Raw genomic sequence first — 13,446 nt, forward strand, 5'->3', positions numbered from 1 at the left:
GCTCTTAGACACTCTTGCAAGGAAGCAAGAGCTGAAAAAAGGAGTTTGATATGAAGATAGGACAATCCCAGACCCTGAGCCAAAACATCAACACCACTCTTGAGAAGAGCAAGGCCGAGGAAAAAAAGGCGCTTGAGAATCTAATGCTAGAGCGAGCGCTTGGTTCACAAGATGGCGCAAGCCTCATGAGTGCTGATGCGTTAGTGAGCCAAATCTCCTCCATGATGCAAGGAGTGAAAAACTCCAATGATGCGATCGGAATGCTTCAAATCGCCGATGGCGCCCTGGGAAGTGTCACCGACAGCACCGTTCGTCTTAGTGAGCTCTCCGTTGCCATGGGGAATCCAGCGCTAAGCAGTGATCAGCGCTCTATGATCGAAAGCGAAGCCAAGGCGCTAACGCAGAGCATGAATGATGCCATGGGACAAGCGACCTTCAATGGAAAGAGCGTCTTTGGCTCTTCGATGAGTTTTGTCACCTCGGACAGCTCTTTGGTTGACATGACGCTAAACGCTCCCAATACCGCTGGTTTAAGCGTTTTGGATCAGGATTCTATTCAAGATTTCATGAAGCGTGTGGGTCAGGAGCGGGCGAATATCGGCTCCACAATCAACGGAATCCAGTCTTTGGTCGATTCTCATCTAACCACGGTCGTCAATCTTAAAAATGCTGAGAGCAACTTGCAGGACAATGATGTGGCTGAGAACTACAACGAGCTCAATACGGCCAAAATCAGGGAGGGGGCGGCTCTATACGCCCAAAGCTTCAACGCTCAGTATCTCCAAAGCAAGCTCGGTGCGCTTTTAGGCTAGTCATTGCTTCCTTATAGCCGTCAATCCATTTCGCCTGAAGATATTCAGGTGGTCATTGAAGCCCTAAATAGCTCCTTCCTCACCCAAGGTCCAAGGGTTGAGGCCTTTGAAGAGGCGCTCGCAGATTGCACGGGCGCTAAGTATGCACTAGCGCTCAACTCCGCCACCTCAGCCCTCTACTGCGCCTACGCTGCGGCAGGAATCAAAGAGGGAGACGAGGTAATCACCACTCCCATTAGCTTTGTTGCGACCTCCAATATGCTCCTTGCACTTGGGGCTAAGCCTATCTTTTGTGATGTGAAAGAAGATGGAAACATCGATGAATCGCTTATCCCCTCGCTCATCACCCCCAAGACTAGAGCGATTGTTTCCGTCGATTATTCGGGGAATCCTGTGGCGTTTGATCGTATCGCCTCTATTGCCAAGACTCACGGGCTTGCCTTTATCTCAGATAGCTCCCATGCGATTGGAGCAGAATTTGGCGGCAAAAGAGTGGGGGTTTGGGCGGATGCGACTGTTTTTAGCTTCCATGCGATCAAGCCCATCACCACGGGTGAGGGCGGGGCGCTAGTCACTGATGATGAAGCGATCTATGAGCGAGCCAAACTTTTAAGAAGCCATGGAGTGGAAAAAAAGCGACTTTGGAATAGCGATGTTCACTCTTGGGGGTTTAATTTTAGAATGAGTGACTTTGCTGCCGCGCTTGGCACTTCGCAGCTCAAACGGCTCTCTAGCTTTATTAAAAGGCGTGAAGAGATTGCTCTTTTTTATGACGATTCCTTTAAAGAATCTCCCTATTTTACGACTCTTTCACGCTCCAAAGAGGGGAAGAGCTCCCATCATCTCTATCCAATTTTTCTAAAGCAGGAGTTTTGGTGCCCCAAAGAGGAGATTTTCACTGCTTTGCAAGAGCACGGCTTGGGCGTTCAGGTCCACTACAAGCCCATCCACACCTTCTCTCTTTATGATACGCCTAGAGATTCTCTCTTTTTGCCCAAGGCAGAGTCCTTTTATCTCTCTGAAATCTCCATTCCCTGCCATCAAGAGATGGGACTTAAAGAGGCCAAAGAGGTAGTAGAGACGCTCTCTAAGGTCTTTCAAGAGGCCTCTAAACGCTCCTTGTGTGGGGCATAATCCTTCTCTTCCTCTTGCTTACTAGACAATTACCAAAATTATTGTAGAATCACTCCTAGTTAACGAGGCGTTCGCTCTTTCGTGAGGGAGGGTGTTTCGCGCATAAGGAGTGAGAAATATGGCAAAGCGTGTAGTAATAGTGGACGATTCCAAGACGATTATCGCGACTGCTCAAATGGCCGTCGAAGAGATGGTGAATCGCGGTGAGATCAGTTTCGCCTTCTATTATAACCCAGCCGAGCTCTTGGATGATGCAATCGAAGGAAGCCTTCAGTACGATCTTCTCATTAGCGATATCAATATGCCCCAAATGAACGGATTAGACCTCTCAGCCTCACTAAAAAAAATGGAAACTTTTAAAAACAAGCCCATCTTGATTCTCACCACAGAGAGCTCAGCGGATATGAAGAGTCGCGGCAAGGCGATTGGAGTCACGGGATGGATGGTGAAGCCCTTTGATGGGGTGAAGCTCGCCAAGTCGATCCGTATGCTTCTAGGAATCTAAAGATGGGAGCGATGGAGGCTTCGAGGGCAGGTGTTCGATTTTTGACCTTCTTTTTGGAGGGAGAACACTATGGAATCGAGATTCATCGCGTCAAAGAGATCATCGCTTGGATCAAAGTGACGAAGATTCCTAAGGCTCCTGCCTATATTCGCGGGGTGATGAATCTTCGCGGAAATATCATTCCTGTTTTAGATTTGAGGGCAAAATTTGGACTCCCTTTCCGCGAGCCCGATATGCAGACCTCTATTGTCGTCGTCTCGATTAGCGGAATTAGCATTGGTCTTGTGGTCGATCGAGTGGACGAGGTGATCAACACGGACAAAGAGCACCTCTTTGCTCCTCCCAAATTCAATGCAAAGATCGATGCGAGTGCGATTAGTCAGATGATTCAGGGGGATTTTGGAGTGGTAGCGGTTTTGTCTCTCGAATCGATTTTTAGCCAAGAAGAGTTGGAGAAGCTCGACAACGCTCCGCTGTGAATTTCTCAACAAGGAGGCTATCATGTTCCATATCGAGGGTGACACGCTTAATCTCTCTTGGGAGATGACGCTTGATGAAGTCAAAGAGCTCAAAGAGTTCCTTGAAGAGAAGCTCGTCTATATCGAGGCAATCGAGCTTGATGAAGAGGGCGATCCCTCCACCTCATCATTGCTGCAGCTGCTCTTTAGCGTTAAAAAGAGCAAGCCCGAGATAGTGATTCCTGCGTTAGAGGTAGGGGTGATGCGCTTTGGGCGCTTTGGTAAGATTGGCTGGAGGGTTTAAAGAGCGTGGATAAAGCAAAACTCAAAGAGATATTCATCGAAGAAGCGGGCGAGATCATTGAGAAGCTTGATGTGGAGATTATCAATCTTGAAGAGAATCCTTCGGATAAAAATCTCCTCAATGAGCTTTTTAGGGGAGTGCACACGCTCAAAGGGAGCGCAAACTCATTTGGATTTAAAAGGTTGGGCGAATTTGTCCACGGCTTTGAGGATATTTTAGACTTTTATCGTAACGCCTCCACCCCTCCAAAGGCACGAGCCATTGACCTCTTTTTGCAATCCGTGGATGTGATCAAAGAGATTTTTGAGTTAGAGATCTATACTGCCACCATTTGTCAAGACAACTTTTTGAGAATTCATCTTCCAGCCTCTAGCCTTTAATTTAAGCAACGTTTTTCAACCCTTCTAGATAAACATTCATGGGCTTTTGATAATTTAGTGCTGAATGAAATCTATTGTGATTGTAAAAATTGATATATCTTGAAACCTTAAATCTGAGATCTGAAATAGAGCTATACTCATTGATATAGATTTCATCATATTTTAAAGTCCTAAAAAATCTCTCAATGGCAATATTATCAATGGATCTGCCTTTACCGTTCATAGAGATTTGAATGTTGTGTTTCTTGAGAAGTTCTGTATGTTCATGGCTGGTATATTGGCTACCTTGGTCGGAGTTGAATATTACAGGAATGTCATATTTTTCAATGGCTTCTTTTAAAACATCTGTTACAAGAGATGTATCCATAGTTGTTGATATTTTCCATGAGAGTATCGTTTTACTGTGCCAATCAATAATGGCGCACAAATACACGAAACCACCCTTGATTGGGATATAGGTAATATCTCCACTCCAAACCTGATTGGCTCTGTTAATTTCAAGCTCTCGTAGTAGATATGGATAGATTTTATGTTTATAGTTTTTAATGGATGTGTGTCGTTTCTTTTTTGGAAAGATTGCCTGTATCCCCATAGTGTTCATTAGCTTATTGACTTTATTTACACCAATTGAAAATCCATCTTCCAAAAGCTGCCTATGCATAAACCGATAGCCATAGGTTGAGGATATATCAGTATATATCTCATCTATCCTTTTCATGATTTTTAAATCATTGTCTGATATGGGTTTAGGTTCATAATAAAGGGTTGAGCGATTTAAATCTATTATTTCACATTGTCTTGCCATGGAGAGATTCTTTAGCTTGGGTGTGACAAGATCTTTTTTATTTGATAAGCCCAAGCTCTTTAGCTTTCCCACTGCCCAATCCCTCTCTATGGTTGTTTTTCCTAATTTCTTTGCTAGAGCATCATTCTCTGTTTTTAGCTCTTCTATCTCATCTTTATAGGCTTTAGTAGCCGAACCTACATCAAATACTAGTGATGCATTCTCTAAAAACTGCTTTTTCCAATCAATGAGACTTTTTGGTGTAATCTCATATTTACTGGCAATCTGTGCTACAGTCTCTTCGCCACCTAGTAATTCTAAGACAACTCTAGTTTTAAATTCTGCACTATAGCTTTTTCTTTTTCTACTCATTTTTTCCTCTCCTAAATCTTTAGAAAATTCTACCATTTAGGAAGATAAACCTTTCAATTTATTGTCTTGAATTTTAGTGGCAGTATAGGGCTTGGGCTATTCATGGCGAGAAATATTGTTGAGAATCGTATGTATGGCTCAATCAGTGCCGCTAATACCCCCAATGGAGCGAAGTTCACCCTCTCGATTCCTACCTGCAAGTAATCCATAAAGGAATCCTTTTTGCTTATTCCTTCCCAAATATTCTTTTTGGGAGTTTTGGACGATGCAAATCGCTTCATTGCAAACCTCTCCACTTGCTGGGGTTCTTTCTGACAATCTATCCACTAAAAACCAAGAGACCGTCGCCTCCGCCACGCCAAAGGTCGCCGAGGTCACCAAGCTATCTATTAGTACTGAGGATGCGGGCTATGAGCTCTCCACGAGCCGAGAGACCTATGGACTCATGGTGTTAGAGCTCATGAGTGATCCAGAGTATCAGGCGTTTGAGCGGGCGACTGTCGGCATGACACAGGGTGAGAAGATGGTGGCGGCGCAATCACTCTATCGACTCTCTGAGCTGCAATCGCAAAACGCCAAGGCCTCTTTCCCCCAAGAGCAGAACAATGGATACGCCAAAACGGTCAACTTTGGTGATAAATTTGCGCGAGCGCTCTATCTTGGTGAAACAGGCGTGGACATACGGAGCTAGGCCTCTTGCAAGGCTTGACTTTTTGTCTTTATTAGAGTACAATTTCGCTCTTTAAACGCGTGTCAAGGTAGCTCAGCTGGTTAGAGCGCTGGTCTCATAAGCCGGAGGTCGAGAGTTCAAGTCTCTCTCTTGACACCACCTTCAAATGGGCTTTGTGGTCTTTTATCCCCCTTTCTTCTTCTGATTAGGGTCACCTAAATGGTCACCAAAAAGTCTGATGTTTTTGTTTGCTGACATTGCTTTTCCTCCAATCCACTTCGCATAATGATTGAGTATCATCTGGAGGCTTCCATGGCCTAGAAAGTTCGCTAGTTCCTGAAAAGTGAGACTTTTTGTCTCGAGCGCACGCACTGCGAAGGTATGGCGCGTATTTTTGAGATCTCTATAGGGAATTCCACAATCCAAAAGAAGCCTATACCACTTTGTTGTTTTTTTAATACGAAGATTCTCTTTGATAATTTCTTTTTCTCCTCGTATAATCTCAATGTCGGGCAAATAATTTCCATCATCTCCAGAAAATAGCCAAATTGAGCGTTTTTTCTTTGCTTGAAAATCAAGCGTTTCAATATATGGAAGAGCTCCATCGAGAATTGGAAGAATTCTATCTCGATATGTGGTTTTTGTCTCTTTGATTTTCCCTTTCGTAATGTTGCGCTGAATCCTCAATATCCGATTTTTCAGGTCAATGTCGCTCAGTTGGAGACCAAGGATTTCTGCTGGTGACATTCCCATATTGAAGGCTATCCCAAGGTATTCGTGCAGCAATTGGCCGTACTTCTCTCTGCACTGACTTCTTTGGATTAAAAGGCATGTCTCTTCAACACTAAAGGGTTCTATCTTGTTCAGATTTCGTCTTTCTTGTTGAATTCTGATCTCATCGCAAAGATTGTGAGAAATTAGTTGAGCATCAATGGCAAGCTCAAAAATACCTCTGAAAATTCCCAAGTATTTGAGTTTTGAGTTTTTACTCAAAGGTATTCCTGTTGCTTTATGCTTCAGTGCTTGGAGCCAAAGCTTGATTTCTAGCTTGGTGATACTTGTGATACTTTTTTTGCCAAAGTCTTCCAAAACTCTTGAAGTTCGATATTGAGTGTTTTGGTAGTCATGAAAATTCTCTCGAGCTGCCAAGAAAATGTCCGCAAAGTAAGCAAACTGATGATTTGCTTTTTCTTGGATCTTGAGCTTTTCTTTTTTTCTGGCTATCCAAACTGGAAGGTACTTTGTCTGCATCCATGTGAGACTTTTTTCCCTTTTGGGCACTTTTGTACTCTCTTCGGCCGTGGATCTGTTACCATTGTCAAAGAACACAGTGTATCGAACATACCACATTTTCTTGGCAGCTCGATCCAGAATCATTGCTTTTATTTCTTGCACTTTCACCTCTTTTGAGGATTGGCGCCTATGATTAAGCATGAGATTTTAGCTGATTCGATCCAGAAGTTCAAAAACTTCTGGATCAGCCTTTGAGTTTTCGTAGCCCCTGAGCCAATTCTCGAGAGCCTCTAAATCCCACAGGATGGCTTTTTTTGTTTTAGAGGTGGTGGGTGGAATAAAATAATGAACGCCTGCAACAAACTCTTTTCCCATACGTGCATAGAAGTAATCAACGCTTAAATCAAAAATATCTGGCAAGTTCTTGGTTTGAGCAAATTTTTTTTTCATAATACCCCCAGTAGGTCAAGATTGCTCAACTCTAAAATAAGCACTTGTCCGTCAGCTCTAGTCAATTGCACTTTTTTCTGCTCTGAATCGATTATGCATTTAATAATTTTTTCATCATTTTTCATATTGTAGATTTCTATTTGATTTTGAATTTTTTCTTGAAGAGCATCTCGCTCCCTTTTTTGCTCTTCAGCTGTCCTGGCGTGTTTGAAATTCTCAAAGTTCTCAACAGTCGCAGGATCTCCTGCGCGAAGATTCTCTTTGATCTTGCGCCTGTAAAAGGCTGGATTATTTTTTGCCACTCCCGCCATTGCATCAAGAAAAAGTTTTTCAATTTCACTCTCATCGCCTTTGGTGCTGGAGTTGAAAATTTTCCCTCGAGCTTTATAGACATATTCTTTGGCTCGTTGTGCGTATTCTTCAGCTTTGCGCTTGAGACGCTGAAAGCGTGCATCGAGATTTTCGAGTGCTTCCATCACGATTACAAAAAATCTCAGTGTTTTTGTCCAATTCCATCCCCACGCTTTTGCAAAATACGCTATACTTCTTTGGTTCGGTTTAAGCGAGCCCAATTTTATCGCCTTGAAGTAATCTTCAAGGCTTTTGAGTGCTACTGTGTAGCTCAGGATGCCTCTGGCATGTTTTTGAGCACTCCAGTATCGTCGATCTTTATCCTCAACCCATGTTCTTAGCCAGTCCGGGGTTGGGGTAAAAGCGGCTTTCTTCATCTCTCTCGTCCTCCTTTTTCTATTTGGTTTTGCTGAAGTTGATTGATTGCTTGAAGTTGTAATCGATCTGGTGGTATGAGTTTTGTGATTTCATTAATTTTTTGAAGCAATTTGTTGTGATTATGATTCTGATCCCTGGCTGCACGAATAGTTTGACTGAGTTCATTGCTGAGTTCAGAACGAAGATCACTTGATGCTTGATTGAGAATTTTCAAGGCTTTTAGATCATCATTATGGTCTTTGAGCTGTGGAAAGAGTTCGACGGATTCTCGCTGAAGAATTCCTGCAATCTTCTCTGTCATCCTTATACCATCTCGATCATTATCGGGTGCACGAATGAGCTCAGCATTTGGGTATCTCCTCGAGAGTTCTCCTAATAGTTTTTGAGCAGATTCATTTAGTTGGCCACCTGTCGCGACGAGAAGGGACGAGAATGGATCTATTTTTTTCATTTCAACTAGTGAAAGCATATCGATGGAGCTCTCGCCTATAACCAGAGTTTTGATGTTGGATTGTTTGAGTCCTGTCGCCTTGAGAATTTCTAAGCCTTTTTCCCCAGAATGAAGAGCTTTGATTGGCTTCTCGTAGGGCTTGCCTTCTTTATCTTTGGTGAGTGGGCTCTGCAGTCGTTTGTTATAGCCGACAATCATGATATAGCCACTCTTTTCGTCAAGGGCATAACTAGGAAAGCAGATATTCTTCCGTTCATCGATTTTAATTTCAGAGTAGAGGGCAATAGTCTCTCGAGAGAGTTTACGCACCTTTTCTAAATAAGTGTCTTCACTTTTAGAGTAAGGGGGTAGGGCATTCCAAGTGTCTTGTATTTTTTTCAGATTCGCTGGTGTTCGTGAGGTTCCCGTTCGCTCTATGCTATGCTGTATCTCACCTCCTCCCCTTTCATAGGCTCCTATCAAATCTCGTGCGCTAATTCCACGATTCCTGCAAAAGTCAAAGATTGTTCCACGGTCGCTGTCGTTGTTGGCATTGAAGTAGAGATAATGATCGTCGGGCATCCTGGAGATAACAAGGTTATCTCCAGGGCCACCACGCATAACCACATTATTTCGTGAAGTTTTGTCTCTCTTGGGCTCATATCCAGCAAGCGCTAGGAGCTCATTGAGGGGAATACTAAGTGGGTTTACATCGCTTTTTTGTGGGCTTCTTTGAGAATCTCCATACGCTGAAATAGCTCGCTGTTGTTCTCGTGTAGATATTCCACTCGATCCAGCATCGCCTCGTAGAGCTGCAGATCTATCCCTTCTAAATCTTGCCCTGGCTTGAAGTTCTTCATCTGTACTTGCAGTGCTTCTATCTCGTCGTTGTTCTCCTTCGCGTGGGTGATCAAGTCTTCCATCTCGTCTAGTATCTTTTCTCTCTCTTTCAAGGATTTCTCCCACTCTTCGAATGACCTCTCTTCGCCATGTTCCGCTCTCGATATATTCTCTTGCATTGCCTAGTTCCTCCAGTGTTTTTTGATAATTATGCCCAAATATTCTACCATCGGGCAAAATAACTCTGATTTTTGTTTCACTCTCTATGATTGAGATTTTTAGGTGCTCATTAAACTTTTCAATAGAAACAAATTCTTCTTTCAGTCGTTCAATCTCAAGCTTCAGTGCTTCGCTTTTTAATATCTCTTCGAAACTCATTTGTCTCCTCCTAACTCTGGTACTTCATCGATTAAGAATGTTGGTAGGTTTAACTTTTTGGCTGTCTCAAGTTCAATTGCCATTCCATCTGAGATTCCATATCGAGGGCAAAGTACTAAAGCCTTACATCTAGCTAGTTCTTCCAACCCCAAGCCAATTCCTAATTCTCGCTCTGCGGGATCAAAGTCGTCTAAAACTTGTGCATATAATAAATGGGGCGCTACGACCAAGTAACCCTTGAGAATCAATGATTTCAGGCATACTCTTGCGTAAATTTCGTTTCTGGTTCTTTTGAGCTGTTGGTACCTAATTGCGCTACCATCCCCCCGAATTTCTCCGATTCCTTCGTCATTACCGCCCATGAGGGGCGAACAAAGATAGACCTCTTTTTTCATGATGATCCTCCTAGCAAAGTTGCACAGAATTAGCTTCAAGCCATTTTTTCCGTTGTCGTTTCTTGTCCTTATCCTCGAAAGAATCTTCTCTTAAGGTGCCACTCACCACAACGCCCTTTCCTTTTGTTAAGTGCTGAGCGATAGCTTCTGCATAAGCTCCAAAAACAGTTACTGGCATGAATATGATTTCAGCTTCTCGACCTTGATAGTTATGTGCTATGGTGAAGTTAACTATGGTGAAATTTTCATTCTTCTCTCTTTTTTTGACACTTTTCTGATCGCAATCAGCAATCAAGTTTCCGCTCATTGTGATGGTATTGATCATTTGTTCTCCTTTTTGATTTTTGTTTTTTGACGCTCTGTTCGATCTTTAAAATAAAAATTAGCCTGCGCTAAAATTGGTGTTGCTTTATGCCCAGTGGCGAGAATCAAAACTTTATCTTTTGGGATATTGAGAATATCTTGAGCTGTCACGAGTCGTTTCGCCTCTTCGCTTGTGCTGTAGCTTTGAAGGATTTTGATATCTTGACTTGATGTTGTTTTTTTGTGCGCAGTGAAATCACCAACCTCTTTTGAGATATCTTCTGCTGCTTGCTGCCGATTTGCGCGAAAAACGACCTGATAGGCAACTGTGTCAAGCATGATCTCGAGATCCTCTTGTGAATAGTGTTTGCGAATCTGCGCATAACTCTGCGCTGCAAAAATATTTGGTAAGTTGTAGCTTCTTGAAATGCTTGGAAGCTCAATCATGAAATCAAGTTCACCAAAGCGCATCACTTCATCAAGCTCGAGATATATTCTCTCTTTTGGATCTGTGCTCTCTCTGCTCATGAGCTCTTTCACGATTGTTTCAAGAAGAATTCGAATGATCGGAGAGAGGGAGGGGATATCTTTTTCCAAGCACTTAATGTAAAGCGTGATATTGTCTTCGCGAAGCCTCTCTGGCATGAATGAATTTTGATCTGTGAGCTCTTTCACGCGCAGATCGCCAAAAATACTCATTTTCGTTGAGAATGTCGAGAGCACACTCCCAAATTCATTTGCCGGTGTGCCGAGAAAGCGTCTTGCATCATCACGAATATTGTCATGAAGAGTTTCATTCTCGGCAATTTGCCGAAGGAGAAGGCGAAAAGTATTCACCTCCTCACCAAGTTCCTCCCTTTTTTCCTTCTCATCAAAATATTTGTCTTCAAGCTCGTCTGTCCAGTCTTTCTTTGGAAATCTATAAATTTCGTAAAGTGTTGTGTAGCCATATTTTTCGATGTTATGCATTGCCGCGAACTCGAAAAAAGTTTTCGCCGTTTCTCTCCAGTGTGAATCTTTTTCATCTTTCGGTTTTGGAAATATTGTGCTTCCAACTTGTCGCACGATTGCTGTCTTCTCGGCAAAGCCAAGTTTTGACATTCGTTCAAGATTGAATGGATTGAAATGAAAATTCGAATCCTCTCCAAAGGGATTGAAGATGAATACTTGATTGAGGAGTTTTTTCTGTCTGTATCCAGCCGTGAGGGAGCATATTTCTCCTTTGACATCAATCACAACTTGAGAGTTTGGGATTGATAGAAGATTTGGAATGATGATTGCGCTTGTTTTTCCTGTTCCTGGCGGAGCAATGACAAGTGTAGAAAGTGGAGTGTCATATTTGATCTTTTTACCCCACGCCCGTGCGAGGATAAATCCTCGCTCACAGTTTAATCCCATCTTTTGAATATCCGATTTTTCAGCCCATCTTGCTCTACCATATGCGGTCGATTTGGCGGGAGTGAACAAGTATAACAATGCGAGTGATAGAGGAGTGAGTGCCCATGCAACACATAGCCAAAACTCATTTCGAAGCTTCGAAATATTCGTAGAATCTATACTTTCGATCAGCTTTTGAATTTTTATAGGTGTGTCCAAAAGAGGGATTTCAAAGTAGATCGATAGAGAAATTGCAAAAAGGGGAATGGCAAGAATAGCTCCCAGAAGCACGAAAGAGAGACGCTTGAATAGTGCTTTGAGTATATCCTTTGTTGCAAGTTCGAATCGATTTTTTGAGCTTACAAAAGCTCTAATTGAACTGACGATGAGAAGTAGAAGGGACATTCCAAAAATAACAATAATGAAATGATTTCCAAGTTTTTGAAATATCATAAAACATTCCTCAGTATGAGATTATTTTCTGCGATAACGGACTTGACATCTTTTGCAGCTTTCTTCAATTCGTAGGCTGTTTTAAAAAAATCATTCATGTCTACTTCTTCTATTTTTCCGCTGTTTAGATGGTATGCTATTTGATTGACGTTAGATGTGAGTGATGCGATGAGTCGAATGACTTCAAAGTTCAGTTGTTGACATTTGTAGATCGTTGTGATTTTGTGATTTTGTGCTCGAGCACTAATCAGATCTCTAATATATTTGCTTTTTGTTTTTTTTGCGCGCTTTGCTTGAAATTCAAGTGCGAGCATAGTTTCTTGATCAATTCTGATTTCTAGTCTTTTTGTCTTCATGAGAGCGCTTCTTTGAGATTGAGTATGTCTGAAATGATTCGAGATTTCCCCTCCCTTTTAATTTGAATGATCACATCGATCGCTGATTTGATATATCCCCTCATGATTGATTCTGCGACTGGCTGAGATCCAAACATCGCGTTATTGATGATTGCATGAATCGCATCTGCTGGGGAGTTTGCATGAAGAGTGGAGAGCATACCAGAGTGACCTGTATTTGATAGTCTTAGGTAGGTCATTGTGTTTTTTGTGTCTATTTCTCCAAGCAGAATTCTGTCTGGTCGAAGTCTCATCGCACTATTGAGTGCAAGTTCATAGCTCATACTTTTTGTATCAATTTTTGGGACAAGAATTTGTGTTCGATTTGGATTTTCAACAAAAAGTTCTTCGCTGTCTTCTATCGTGACAATTCTGTCGTCACGGTCAACAAACCGCAAAAGTGCATTGAGAAAAGATGTTTTTCCACTACCCGTTCCACCACTTATCAATACATTTTTTCTTTCTGAAATGAGACGCTTGAGATCATCGTGAGTTGTTTTGATGTTTGGAGAAATCAGAAAATTTTCAATAGGGAAAATATTTGAGTTTGGTACACGAATTGAAAGCGCAATATCACTATCCCGAAGTATGACCGAGTGCAAAGCTTGCACTCGGTAGCGTGTTTGAGGAATTGCGCAGGATAGAGAGCAAAAGTCTTCATTGAATCTCATCTCTCTACTGTTTGCGAGCTCGATACAAAAATCTTTCAGAAATTTTGTCGTGAGACGAGCGTCAAAAATGGGCCCATGCCAACCCCCACCTTTGTCAAGCCAAACCTCTCGCTCTCTATTGATGACAACTTCGTTCACTCCATCTGCTGTGAGATACTCTTCTAGTGTTTTGAGGAGGTTTTGGAGAACTTTCGTCATCATTGTTCCCTCATTTTTTGTTCTAGTTCGGCTAGAAGTTTGTCGTATTTTTCTTTTTTGACGCGCCAAGTTTTTTCTGCTTTTTCTGCCTCTGCTGCTGCTTTTTCTGTGAGTCCAATCAGAGATCGAAGCTCTTTCACTTTTTTTATGAGTTCCATATTTTTCACTCCCATTG

General features: G+C 42.3%; 18 protein-coding genes and 1 tRNA gene. 8 read left to right on the top strand and 11 right to left on the bottom strand.

Going from position 1 to position 13,446, the window contains the following annotated elements; genetic code table 11:
- The first annotated feature begins 50 nt into the window (after positions 1 to 50).
- The 6 genes from WS_RS05160 (at position 51) to WS_RS05185 (ending at position 3,593) form a co-directional block, all read left to right on the top strand.
- Positions 51 to 812 carry a flagellin gene (locus tag WS_RS05160; protein WP_011138965.1) on the top strand — a complete coding sequence of 254 codons (762 nt, stop codon included), beginning with the start codon at positions 51 to 53 and terminating at the stop codon, positions 810 to 812.
- Between the two features lie 3 nt (positions 813 to 815).
- Positions 816 to 1,946 (top strand): UDP-4-amino-4,6-dideoxy-N-acetyl-beta-L-altrosamine transaminase, encoded by a 1,131-nt coding sequence (gene pseC / locus WS_RS05165; protein ID WP_011138966.1) that lies wholly within the window; start codon positions 816 to 818, stop codon positions 1,944 to 1,946.
- 118 nt (positions 1,947 to 2,064) lie between these two features.
- On the top strand, positions 2,065 to 2,451 hold the full coding sequence (locus WS_RS05170; RefSeq protein WP_041571782.1) for a response regulator: 387 nt from the start codon (positions 2,065 to 2,067) through the stop codon (positions 2,449 to 2,451).
- A 2-nt stretch (positions 2,452 to 2,453) separates the two neighbouring features.
- Positions 2,454 to 2,930: a chemotaxis protein CheW gene (locus WS_RS05175; protein WP_011138968.1), complete on the top strand. Its 477-nt coding sequence runs from the start codon at positions 2,454 to 2,456 to the stop codon at positions 2,928 to 2,930.
- 22 nt (positions 2,931 to 2,952) lie between these two features.
- The gene (locus WS_RS05180) at positions 2,953 to 3,213 is read left to right on the top strand and encodes a hypothetical protein (protein ID WP_011138969.1); all 261 of its coding nucleotides are present in this window, start codon (positions 2,953 to 2,955) and stop codon (positions 3,211 to 3,213) included.
- Positions 3,214 to 3,218: 5 nt separating this feature from the next.
- Positions 3,219 to 3,593, top strand: coding sequence for an Hpt domain-containing protein (locus WS_RS05185; protein WP_041571783.1), 375 nt, complete (start codon positions 3,219 to 3,221; stop codon positions 3,591 to 3,593).
- A 1-nt stretch (position 3,594) separates the two neighbouring features.
- Here WS_RS05185 and WS_RS05190 read toward each other — a convergent pair whose 3' ends face one another.
- Complete coding sequence (locus WS_RS05190) at positions 3,595 to 4,785, bottom strand: IS3-like element IS1302 family transposase (protein WP_011138235.1); 1,191 nt, start codon at positions 4,783 to 4,785, stop codon at positions 3,595 to 3,597.
- Positions 4,786 to 5,014: 229 nt separating this feature from the next.
- On the opposite strand from WS_RS05190, the gene WS_RS05195 reads away from it, so the two are divergent.
- Both WS_RS05195 and WS_RS05200 read left to right on the top strand, forming a co-directional pair.
- Positions 5,015 to 5,440, top strand: a complete 426-nt coding sequence (locus WS_RS05195; RefSeq protein ID WP_049770653.1) for a hypothetical protein — start codon at positions 5,015 to 5,017, stop codon at positions 5,438 to 5,440.
- 61 nt (positions 5,441 to 5,501) lie between these two features.
- A tRNA-Met gene (locus WS_RS05200) sits at positions 5,502 to 5,578 on the top strand.
- Positions 5,579 to 5,602: 24 nt separating this feature from the next.
- Here WS_RS05200 and WS_RS05205 read toward each other — a convergent pair.
- Genes WS_RS05205 through WS_RS10965 form a run of 10 tightly spaced genes read right to left on the bottom strand, consistent with a single transcriptional unit; the run spans position 5,603 to position 13,429 of the window.
- Positions 5,603 to 6,814, bottom strand: coding sequence for a tyrosine-type recombinase/integrase (locus WS_RS05205; RefSeq protein WP_041571784.1), 1,212 nt, complete (start codon positions 6,812 to 6,814; stop codon positions 5,603 to 5,605).
- 45 nt (positions 6,815 to 6,859) lie between these two features.
- Entirely contained in the window at positions 6,860 to 7,102 is a 243-nt protein-coding gene (locus WS_RS05210; protein ID WP_011138974.1) for a hypothetical protein, read from the bottom strand.
- A complete protein-coding gene (locus WS_RS05215; RefSeq protein WP_011138975.1) occupies positions 7,099 to 7,830 on the bottom strand; it encodes a hypothetical protein in 732 nt (243 codons plus the stop codon). Before WS_RS05215 ends, WS_RS05210 begins: the two co-directional genes overlap by 4 nt.
- Positions 7,827 to 9,479 carry a DUF3991 and toprim domain-containing protein gene (locus WS_RS10830; protein ID WP_011138976.1) on the bottom strand — a complete coding sequence of 551 codons (1,653 nt, stop codon included), beginning with the start codon at positions 9,477 to 9,479 and terminating at the stop codon, positions 7,827 to 7,829. Before WS_RS10830 ends, WS_RS05215 begins: the two co-directional genes overlap by 4 nt.
- Positions 9,476 to 9,874 (bottom strand): DUF7768 domain-containing protein, encoded by a 399-nt coding sequence (locus tag WS_RS05230; RefSeq protein WP_049770654.1) that lies wholly within the window; start codon positions 9,872 to 9,874, stop codon positions 9,476 to 9,478. Before WS_RS05230 ends, WS_RS10830 begins: the two co-directional genes overlap by 4 nt.
- A 10-nt stretch (positions 9,875 to 9,884) precedes the next feature.
- Positions 9,885 to 10,199, bottom strand: a complete 315-nt coding sequence (locus tag WS_RS05235) for a single-stranded DNA-binding protein (RefSeq protein ID WP_041571787.1) — start codon at positions 10,197 to 10,199, stop codon at positions 9,885 to 9,887.
- Complete coding sequence (locus WS_RS05240) at positions 10,196 to 12,007, bottom strand: type IV secretory system conjugative DNA transfer family protein (RefSeq protein WP_011138977.1); 1,812 nt, start codon at positions 12,005 to 12,007, stop codon at positions 10,196 to 10,198. The genes WS_RS05235 and WS_RS05240 overlap by 4 nt, the downstream gene beginning before the upstream one ends.
- A complete protein-coding gene (locus WS_RS05245) occupies positions 12,004 to 12,363 on the bottom strand; it encodes a hypothetical protein (RefSeq protein WP_041571788.1) in 360 nt (119 codons plus the stop codon). The genes WS_RS05240 and WS_RS05245 overlap by 4 nt, the downstream gene beginning before the upstream one ends.
- The gene (locus WS_RS05250) at positions 12,360 to 13,271 is read right to left on the bottom strand and encodes an ATPase, T2SS/T4P/T4SS family (RefSeq protein ID WP_011138978.1); all 912 of its coding nucleotides are present in this window, start codon (positions 13,269 to 13,271) and stop codon (positions 12,360 to 12,362) included. Before WS_RS05250 ends, WS_RS05245 begins: the two co-directional genes overlap by 4 nt.
- The gene (locus WS_RS10965; protein WP_158305200.1) at positions 13,271 to 13,429 is read right to left on the bottom strand and encodes a hypothetical protein; all 159 of its coding nucleotides are present in this window, start codon (positions 13,427 to 13,429) and stop codon (positions 13,271 to 13,273) included. Before WS_RS10965 ends, WS_RS05250 begins: the two co-directional genes overlap by 1 nt.
- Between the last annotated feature and the right edge of the window lie 17 nt (positions 13,430 to 13,446).

Origin of the sequence: Wolinella succinogenes DSM 1740, assembly GCF_000196135.1 — a bacterium.
GTDB lineage: Bacteria > Campylobacterota > Campylobacteria > Campylobacterales > Helicobacteraceae > Wolinella > Wolinella succinogenes.